General features: G+C 37.8%; 8 protein-coding genes. 1 reads left to right on the forward strand and 7 read right to left on the reverse strand.

Annotation, left to right across the window (positions count from 1 at the left end; genetic code table 11):
* Positions 1–8: 8 nt before the first annotated feature.
* Both BBS29_RS06905 and BBS29_RS06910 read right to left on the reverse strand, forming a co-directional pair.
* On the reverse strand, positions 9–710 hold the full coding sequence (locus BBS29_RS06905; protein ID WP_068130540.1) for a VOC family protein: 702 nt from the start codon (positions 708–710) through the stop codon (positions 9–11).
* A gap of 31 nt (positions 711–741) precedes the next feature.
* A complete protein-coding gene (locus tag BBS29_RS06910; protein WP_083301995.1) occupies positions 742–1,545 on the reverse strand; it encodes a MerR family transcriptional regulator in 804 nt (267 codons plus the stop codon).
* A gap of 123 nt (positions 1,546–1,668) precedes the next feature.
* On the opposite strand from BBS29_RS06910, the gene BBS29_RS06915 reads away from it, so the two are divergent.
* Positions 1,669–3,009 carry an MATE family efflux transporter gene (locus tag BBS29_RS06915; protein ID WP_068130548.1) on the forward strand — a complete coding sequence of 447 codons (1,341 nt, stop codon included), beginning with the start codon at positions 1,669–1,671 and terminating at the stop codon, positions 3,007–3,009.
* Between the two features lie 87 nt (positions 3,010–3,096).
* Here the strand turns inward: BBS29_RS06915 and BBS29_RS06920 are convergent, their stop codons facing one another.
* From BBS29_RS06920 to BBS29_RS06940, 5 genes are read right to left on the reverse strand one after another with little or no spacing between them, the layout of a single operon-like run.
* Positions 3,097–3,843, reverse strand: a complete 747-nt coding sequence (locus BBS29_RS06920) for an ABC transporter ATP-binding protein (RefSeq protein ID WP_068130551.1) — start codon at positions 3,841–3,843, stop codon at positions 3,097–3,099.
* Positions 3,840–4,616, reverse strand: a complete 777-nt coding sequence (locus tag BBS29_RS06925; RefSeq protein ID WP_068130555.1) for an ATP-binding cassette domain-containing protein — start codon at positions 4,614–4,616, stop codon at positions 3,840–3,842. The genes BBS29_RS06920 and BBS29_RS06925 overlap by 4 nt, the downstream gene beginning before the upstream one ends.
* Complete coding sequence (locus BBS29_RS06930) at positions 4,609–5,421, reverse strand: ABC transporter permease (protein ID WP_068130558.1); 813 nt, start codon at positions 5,419–5,421, stop codon at positions 4,609–4,611. The genes BBS29_RS06925 and BBS29_RS06930 overlap by 8 nt, the downstream gene beginning before the upstream one ends.
* Positions 5,418–6,365 carry an ABC transporter permease gene (locus tag BBS29_RS06935; protein WP_040929161.1) on the reverse strand — a complete coding sequence of 316 codons (948 nt, stop codon included), beginning with the start codon at positions 6,363–6,365 and terminating at the stop codon, positions 5,418–5,420. Before BBS29_RS06935 ends, BBS29_RS06930 begins: the two co-directional genes overlap by 4 nt.
* A gap of 19 nt (positions 6,366–6,384) precedes the next feature.
* On the reverse strand, positions 6,385–7,899 hold the full coding sequence (locus BBS29_RS06940; protein ID WP_210391785.1) for an ABC transporter substrate-binding protein: 1,515 nt from the start codon (positions 7,897–7,899) through the stop codon (positions 6,385–6,387).
* Positions 7,900–7,922: the final 23 nt, after the last annotated feature.

Below are 7,922 nucleotides of genomic sequence, written 5' to 3' on the forward strand. Positions count from 1 at the left end.
TAATTACATTAAATTATGAATGTCTCTCCGTCTGTTTCGACTACTACCTGATTTTCTTGTAACTCTTCCGTAAATGTTAGTCTTACTTTACCTAATTCCAGAGTGTTCTCATCATGTTTATTTAAGTGAAAAGCTTCGGCGAATGCGTGAATCGCATTATCAACATTTTCTACTGCTACCTTAATTTCTAATAGTTTACCGTTATCTCCTAGTATGCTTCCTGCTTCAAGGTTTTCTATTCTCTCTTCGTCACTCATACCCCAGTCAATGATGAATGGCATAGGGACGTTCGTCTTATTGTCTTTTATAAATAACAACTTCCATGAGACTACTTCTCCATTTTCTTTTTCTCTCTTGAATGTGCGAGGCCCATCGATTTCGAATCCTGAATTCTCGAGCGACGTACTGAGAGCTTCGATGTCAGTCGTTCGAAGTGCAAAGTTGTGCATACCCTCACGGTAATTTTCTTTATATATGGAAGACATGAGCGTGTAATCTACATTATCTTCGTTGTACTTCTCGAAGGTTTGTCTGTTTTTTATCCCTAAAAATTCAATATAATAGAGCCCGCAGTGTAATAGTGTATTATACGTGCCCCAAATGTCGTGTGTACCGCCGGTCACAGTATAAAACCCTTTTTGTTCGTATTCGTCTTTCATTGCACTAGGATCTTCAGAAAAATAGATGATGTGGTCGAATAATACTGTCATATGAACGCCTCCTTTACTATAATTATCCCGCTCATTTTCCTTCCACTTGTATCATAATTTTTGTAATGTAATCTTCTTCACCTTTTACACTGAGTCCATCAATGACGTACTCCTCTATCGTATCTCCGCTAATTTGATATCCAGTTTCCTCTATAAAAGATTTCATTTTTTCATATGTCTCATACGTCTTTAAGTACGATCCTTTGTGGTAACCTACCGCATAAGTGCACGACTTTCTAATAAATGGATTCTTTAAAGCTTTTTCTTTAATTCTCATAAATAGATGAGACACATTTAAATAATCGTTCTTTTCAATTTGTGCTTTTGGAATCAGCCCACCTACTGGATACCCAATATCTAGCGCTTCTTCTTTTGTATATTTGACAAATGACATGATTGCTTCCGTAAATTCTTTGTCAGTGCTATTTAAAATATTTTTGCTTAACACGTAGTATTCTCTCTCTAAATGTTCAATTGTAATACTATCGATATCTAGCTCTATCGCATTTACGATCTGCTCTTTCTTGTTTTGAATAATCTCTTTCGTGCGCTGTAGTGCCTCAATCTTCTGCTGCATCATTTCTGCTTTTTCAGTAAACATCTCAGCTGTTTCTTTTAAATTGTTGGCGTTTAAAAACTCTTTTATGTCAGATAAAGACATGCCAATCTCTTTTAATATTTCAATGACCGTAAACACTTCTGCTTGTTGAAATGAGTAATACCGATATCCATTCGGAGCTACATACTCAGGTTTTAACAAATCAATATCATCATAATGAAAAAGTGTTTGTTTCTTCACGTTACAAATATTTGCGAATTCTCCAGTGGTAAACAAATTTTTTAAAAATTCCAGTTTTTATCTCTCCCGTCCTTGACTATATGGTTACTGTATAATTTATTATCATAATATAGTAAGAACAAACGGAACAGATTTATATATATATAATGAGGTATTTTTATGGAACGCGTACACACTACAATGCAAACGATGCAACCACGAAAACTTTTTCTTAAATATTTAATTCCATCGTTATTTGGAATGATGCTCATGGCCATCAACATTTTAGTCGATGGACTCTTCGTGAGCCACGGTGTAGGAGATAACGGACTGGCTGGAGTCAACATCGCTTTGCCCATTTATTCAGTCATCTTAGCATTTTCTCTATGGATTGGAATGGGTGGAGCAACCCTGTACTCCATTGCTCTAGGACAAAATAATGTGCATCGTGCAAAATCGATTTTTACACACGCGATTATTATTACCGTTGTCGTCACTGGTATCATCATTGGAGTATGTCTCGTATTTGAAGAACCACTCGCGTACCTATTCGGCGCAAATGATGCAATCATTAGTTATGTGCTCGATTATCTACACGTCATTTTAGTATTCGGAATCTTCTTCGTGTTAGAAAACATTCTGAGCATTTTTATACGTAACGACGGGAATCCAACACTCGCGATGGTCGGCTTAGTTGTCACATCGGTTGTAAATATTATCCTAAATTACATCTTTATTTTCATCTTCAACTGGGGTGTAAAAGGAGCCGCATATGCTACAGTCCTTGCGACTGTTATCGGTATTTTAGTCCTCGTGACGCACTTTTTAACTAAACGAAGTCAACTGGCACTCGTAAAGATAAAGATCGACCCATCTATTGTTCGCAATATCATTTCAATTGGATTTCCAAGTTTTATATTGGAAGCCTCAGCTGCAGTAATGATGATTGGGCTGAACGTTACATTTAGTCATTATGTCGGTGAAACAGGAATCTTCTCTTATGCGGTTGTAAACTACATGCACACTGTGTTCTTGATGTTATTCATTGGAGTGGGTGCAGCACTTCAACCAATTTCGAGCTATCATTACGGTGCAAAACTCTTTGAACGATTACAACAATTTATCCGTATCGCAACAGTCACTGGATTCATAGTCGGTGTCCTCATTTTTGTAATTGGAGTCTTAGGGAGAGGACTCATCATATGGCTATTTGGTATTGAAGGTACCGAAGTAATTAGTTATATAAAAATCGGAATCACCCTATTCTTCATTGGATACTTATTCTTAGGAATCAACATGGTGCTCACGGAATTCTATCAATCAATCGGTATAATTCGTATCGCGATTATGATTAGCTTATTACGTAGTTTTATTATCTTCATCCCTCTATTATTTATAATGCCAATTCTATTTGGACCAAACGCGATTTGGCTTGTATTCCCAATAGCAGAGGGACTTACAATGGTTATCATGTTTTTATCTTTAAAATTTAAATGGATACCATTAATTCCTAAAGCGTGATGAAATGTATCGTAGTAGAATACTACTAATAAAATTTTCTAAAAATAAAAAGAATACTCATGGTTAGTATTTAGCTTATCAAACACTTCATATCGAACTCGCAATAAGTTTTTTGGTATAGGGATTTTGTGGATTGTTCAAAATATCGTCCGTTTTACCTACTTCTACAATCTGTCCGTCTTTCATAACGATGATTCTATCTGTCAGTGTTTTTACTGTGGATATGTCGTGCGTGATGAATAGATATGAAGTGCGAATGTTATGTCGTAACTTCTTCAAAATCTCGATGACTTCTTTTTGCACGAGTATATCTAGTGCGGAGACCGCTTCGTCAAATATTACCACTTTCGGATCAGTGATCATCGCTTGGACGATCGATATGCGCTGTGCTTGTCCACCGCTTAACTGGTGCGGGTATTTATCTAGAATCGTTTCGTTTAATTGCACACGTTCTAATGCGCGAAGTATCTCTCTATCCATCTCTTTTTTTGTCTTTCGCGGAAGTCCTTTCGCAAAAAATGGTTCTCGGAGTGACGTTCTTACCTTCAAATATGGATGTAGACTTTCTTTAGGGCTTTGAAATACAAACTGCACATTTTGTCTAAATTTTAGGTAGTTACGTTTTTTCATACTTTTGATATCTTCACCTTCAAAATATACAGTTCCTGAGTTTGGACTTACAAGTCCGCCAAGGATATTCGCAAGTGTAGACTTTCCGGACCCAGATTCTCCAACAATTCCGATAGATTCCGCTTCTTTAAGTTCCAAACTCACATCTTTCAAAGCTATTGTATCTTTGAAGTTTTTAGACACATTTTCACATGATAAAATCATCTCACGTTCTCCTCTCTCGATACTTGGACGAGTGCTTTTGTATGCGGATGCGTTGGATGCTTAAATAGCGTCTTTGTATCATTCGTCTCTACCATTTCTCCCTTATAGAAAACATACGCACGGTCCGTGTACTTCTCTATCAGTTTCATGTTATGTGTGATTAAAATGAGCGACACGCCTTCTTCTTGATTCAGTTTTTTAAAAAACTCCATTATCTCGTTTTCCGTGATGCTATCTAGAGCAGTCGTCGGCTCATCTAAAATAATTATACGTGGCTTCGTCATTAGGGAGAGTGCGATATTGACGCGTTGGCGCATTCCACCAGAAAGTTCGAACACGTATCCGTTCAAGATTTTTTTAGGATTTTTAAGCCCCACAAGTTCTAACAATTCCGTCGCACGTTCTAATCCTTCACGTTTAGTGCCACACTGATGCGTCACGAAACCCTCTAACATCTGGTGCTTAATTTTTACTAACGGATGTAAAAATCCCGTTGTATTTTGTGGAATATATCCAACATCAAGTCCGATGAGTTTTCGGTAATCGCTCGACTTAAGGTCATCTATGTTTTTATCTTCTACCATTTTTAGCGTAGCATGTGACACGAGTGATCTCGGAAGCAAGTTAAACATCGCTTGTGTCGATATTGTTTTCCCTGAACCTGATTCCCCAAATACCCCTACAATTTCTCTCTTTTTAAGATAGAAATCAAATGGCTGTACGAGTCTCTTTCCTTCATTTGTGCGCACTTCGAGTGCCTTTATATCAATCATTAGTATCACCTAATTTCATGAGTCGATCATTCAACGTATCTCCCATTAAGTTCAGACCAAGGACAGTAATCACAAGTAATATCCCTGACGGCAAGATTAAATATGGATAGCTCAGCATAAAGCTCTGCGCTTCTTTTAACATCAGTCCAAAACTCGCGTTCGGTGGAACGACACCAAGTCCTAAATAAGATAACGCGGATTCTATTAAAATTGCAGATCCAATACTTGCACTGAATTGTGTTACGAGTCTAGGCAAAATGACTGGGAGATAATGTCTCCACACAATTCTCATTGTCGATAGTCCCATGCTTTTTGCCGCTACTATATAGAGTGCGTGTTGTTGTTCTTTAATGAGTGAATACGTCAGTCTAGCAAATATTGGTATCATAAATATCGCGATTGCAATAAGTGTAGAGTAAAGTCCATCCCCAAATACAACCACAAACATCATAGCAAGTACGATACCTGGGAATGCGAGCATCCCATCTATAAACCTTAGGAAAATCATGCTGATCCACTTATTTGATAAAGCAGAAATGACACCTATGAAAATCCCAGCACATAAGCCTAAAGTGACTGAAACCGTTCCTAAAAGTAACGCATAGCGTGACGCAACCATTAACCTAGATAATATATCTCTACCAAACTGATCCGTACCGAGTAGATGCTCTTTAGACATCAAAGAAAAACGATTATCAATATCCATCTCTGTAATCGGATATGGTGTATAGAAAAATGACACTATTCCTAGCGATAACGGAATGAGTAAGAGTACTACGCTCAATATAAACACATATTTTCTCATGACTCTTTCCTCCTCATTCGCTTATTCAGGAGAATATAGAGTATGTCTGTGATAAGCGTAATGATTATGACAGAAGTCACAATAAAGCTCACGAGCCCTAAAATTAAGAAGAGATCTCGTTTTAAGACTGCACTAAATAACAGTCGGCCAACTCCAGGCAAACTGAAAATACTCTCTACGACAATCACACCTGAAATTAACCCCGCAATTTGAATACCAATAACTGTAAGTGGTGCAATCAACGCATCACGCAGTGGATATTTAATGATTGCAAAAACAGGATTCATTCCAGACACTCGGGTCATGAGCATATAATCTTGTTTTAAACTATGTAACATCGAGCTTCTCACGATCCTAATCTGTGTCGCAATCATACCAAATGCGAGCACAAGTGCCGGCAGTAGTAAGCTCATAAAGCCACCATAAACACTCTCCGTAAATGGTTTAAATCCAGATATCGGAAACACGTCAAACTGTGCAGCGATGTAAACGAGAAAAATGAGTGCAATAAAAAACTGTGGCATCGCGTCACCAATTTGCATGAGCGTTCTCGCTATAATATCAAACGTCTTATTTTGTTTTAATGCAGCAAAGACACCAATTGTGAGTGCTAAAGGCACCGCAATTACGATTGACATCACCATGAGTGTTAACGTAACAGGTAACCTACTTAATAGAAGTGCTGTCACTGTCTCACCATATGTAAAAGACACACCAAAATCACCAGTTATCGCACTGGTCAACCAGTTAAAATATTGCGTATACCAAGCAGCATCCATCCCGAGAGCTGCTCGAAGTTCTCTGACACGTTCTGGTGTGGCTTCTGTTCCGAGACTAATTTCCACCGCATCTCCAGGTATCATCATCAACATAAAAAAAGTGATAAATGATACGACAATTATAAGTACTATGCTACTCGTAATGCGTCTTATAATTTCTTTCATATCATCCATCACCTATTGATTACTCTTTAAATTTTAAATCTTTTAATTCAAAAACATCGATTGGATATGACGTGAATCCTTCTAAGTCTTCACTGATCGCGTAAATACGTGTTGGCGCTTGAATATACAATGCTGGAACTTCTTCTGCTAGAATCGTTTGGACACGGTTATACATGTCCATACGTGTATCATCATCTAATTCTACTTTAATAGATGATAAAAGTTCGTCTACTTCTGCATTTTTATAATTAAAGTAGTTATCCGAGCGCGTGCTTCCATATTTCTCTAGTAAATCATAACCTTCGATACGACCTGTGTGTCCAACGACTGTAAGATCATAGTCACGGTTACCATAGACATCTGTTAACCATGTACCCCATTCTATCGTCTCTATTTTAACATGAATTCCGATTGCCTCTAATTTTTCAGCAATAATCTGTCCTGCATTCACATAGTTTGGATAGTCTGTTGGAAGTTTCATATTCAATGTGATGCCCTCTCTGCCTGACTCTTTCACGAGTTGTTTCGCTTTATCTACATCATACGGATAAGTGTCTGTTGTGTCGACATATCCTTTTAAAACAGGGGGATAGTGCGAGCCGATTTCTTTACCATATCCCCACCACACTGCTTTGATGAGTTCTTCTTTGTCAACTGCCATATTGATTGCTTGTCTCAGTTTTTCATCTTTTAAATGCTCGTTTTCTAAGTTCATAGCCATGATCTGTACAGAGTTATTGTCGATTTCAACGATTTTTGCATCACCTAATGTCTCTGCAACATCCCCTGTAGTTTCGATTAAATCTATATCGCCCTTTTTGAAGCTTGTTACCTGTGCAGTTGAATCTGGCATCATCTTAAACTCAATATGTTTAATTGCACCTTCGTTATAGTGTTCGACACCTTCTAGAACAACCTTATCTTGAGGCGTCCAGTTCACAAGCTTATATGGTCCCGTGCCTACTGGTGATTTCTTTAAGTCATCTCCAGCACCGTCTTTAACAATCGCTGCCCATGGGTATGCAAAGTCACTTATAAATGTTGCAGATGGTGCTTCCGCTTTGAATTCTATCGTATAATCGTCAATTACACTGACTTCTGTTATGTATTCATAGTTATCTTTTCTTGGCCCTAAATCATCTCTGATGCGTTCAAATGAATAAGCCACGTCTTTTGCTGTGAACTTTTCGCCATCATGGAACTTAACGTCATCTCGCAAGTGAAATGTGAGTGTCTTTCCGTCATCAGACTGCTCATAAGATGCAGCCAAACTTGGCACGATTTCTCCGTCTTCTGTCACTTTGACTAACGTGTCATAAATATTGTTTGTGATGACAAACGTCGAACTAGCAGTTGTTCGATGCGGATCTAACCCATCTGGATCCACAGATATTGCGATTTTAAGTCCATCTTTCGTTTCTTCAACTTTATCTTCTTTTAATATTTCCTCGACTTCCTCAGAACTTTTTCCACAAGCCGATAACAAAAGCGTAAGCATAAGTGCTACAAATAATACACCAAATTTTATTTTCATTTTGGTCTCCTTAGTATAAATAG

Source organism: Nosocomiicoccus ampullae (assembly GCF_001696685.1).
GTDB classification, from domain to species: Bacteria; Bacillota; Bacilli; order Staphylococcales; family Salinicoccaceae; genus Nosocomiicoccus; species Nosocomiicoccus ampullae_A.

What these genes read in the sequence shown, in the direction of transcription:
- BBS29_RS06935 (WP_040929161.1), bottom strand. Translation starts at nt 6,365, where the DNA reads ATGAAAGAAATTATAAGACGCATTACGAGTAGCATAGTACTTATAATT.
- BBS29_RS06940 (WP_210391785.1), bottom strand. Translation starts at nt 7,899, where the DNA reads ATGAAAATAAAATTTGGTGTATTATTTGTAGCACTTATGCTTACGCTT.
- BBS29_RS06925 (WP_068130555.1), bottom strand. Translation starts at nt 4,616, where the DNA reads ATGATTGATATAAAGGCACTCGAAGTGCGCACAAATGAAGGAAAGAGA.
- BBS29_RS06905 (WP_068130540.1), bottom strand. Translation starts at nt 710, where the DNA reads ATGACAGTATTATTCGACCACATCATCTATTTTTCTGAAGATCCTAGT.
- BBS29_RS06920 (WP_068130551.1), bottom strand. Translation starts at nt 3,843, where the DNA reads ATGATTTTATCATGTGAAAATGTGTCTAAAAACTTCAAAGATACAATA.
- BBS29_RS06930 (WP_068130558.1), bottom strand. Translation starts at nt 5,421, where the DNA reads ATGAGAAAATATGTGTTTATATTGAGCGTAGTACTCTTACTCATTCCG.
- BBS29_RS06915 (WP_068130548.1), top strand. Translation starts at nt 1,669, where the DNA reads ATGGAACGCGTACACACTACAATGCAAACGATGCAACCACGAAAACTT.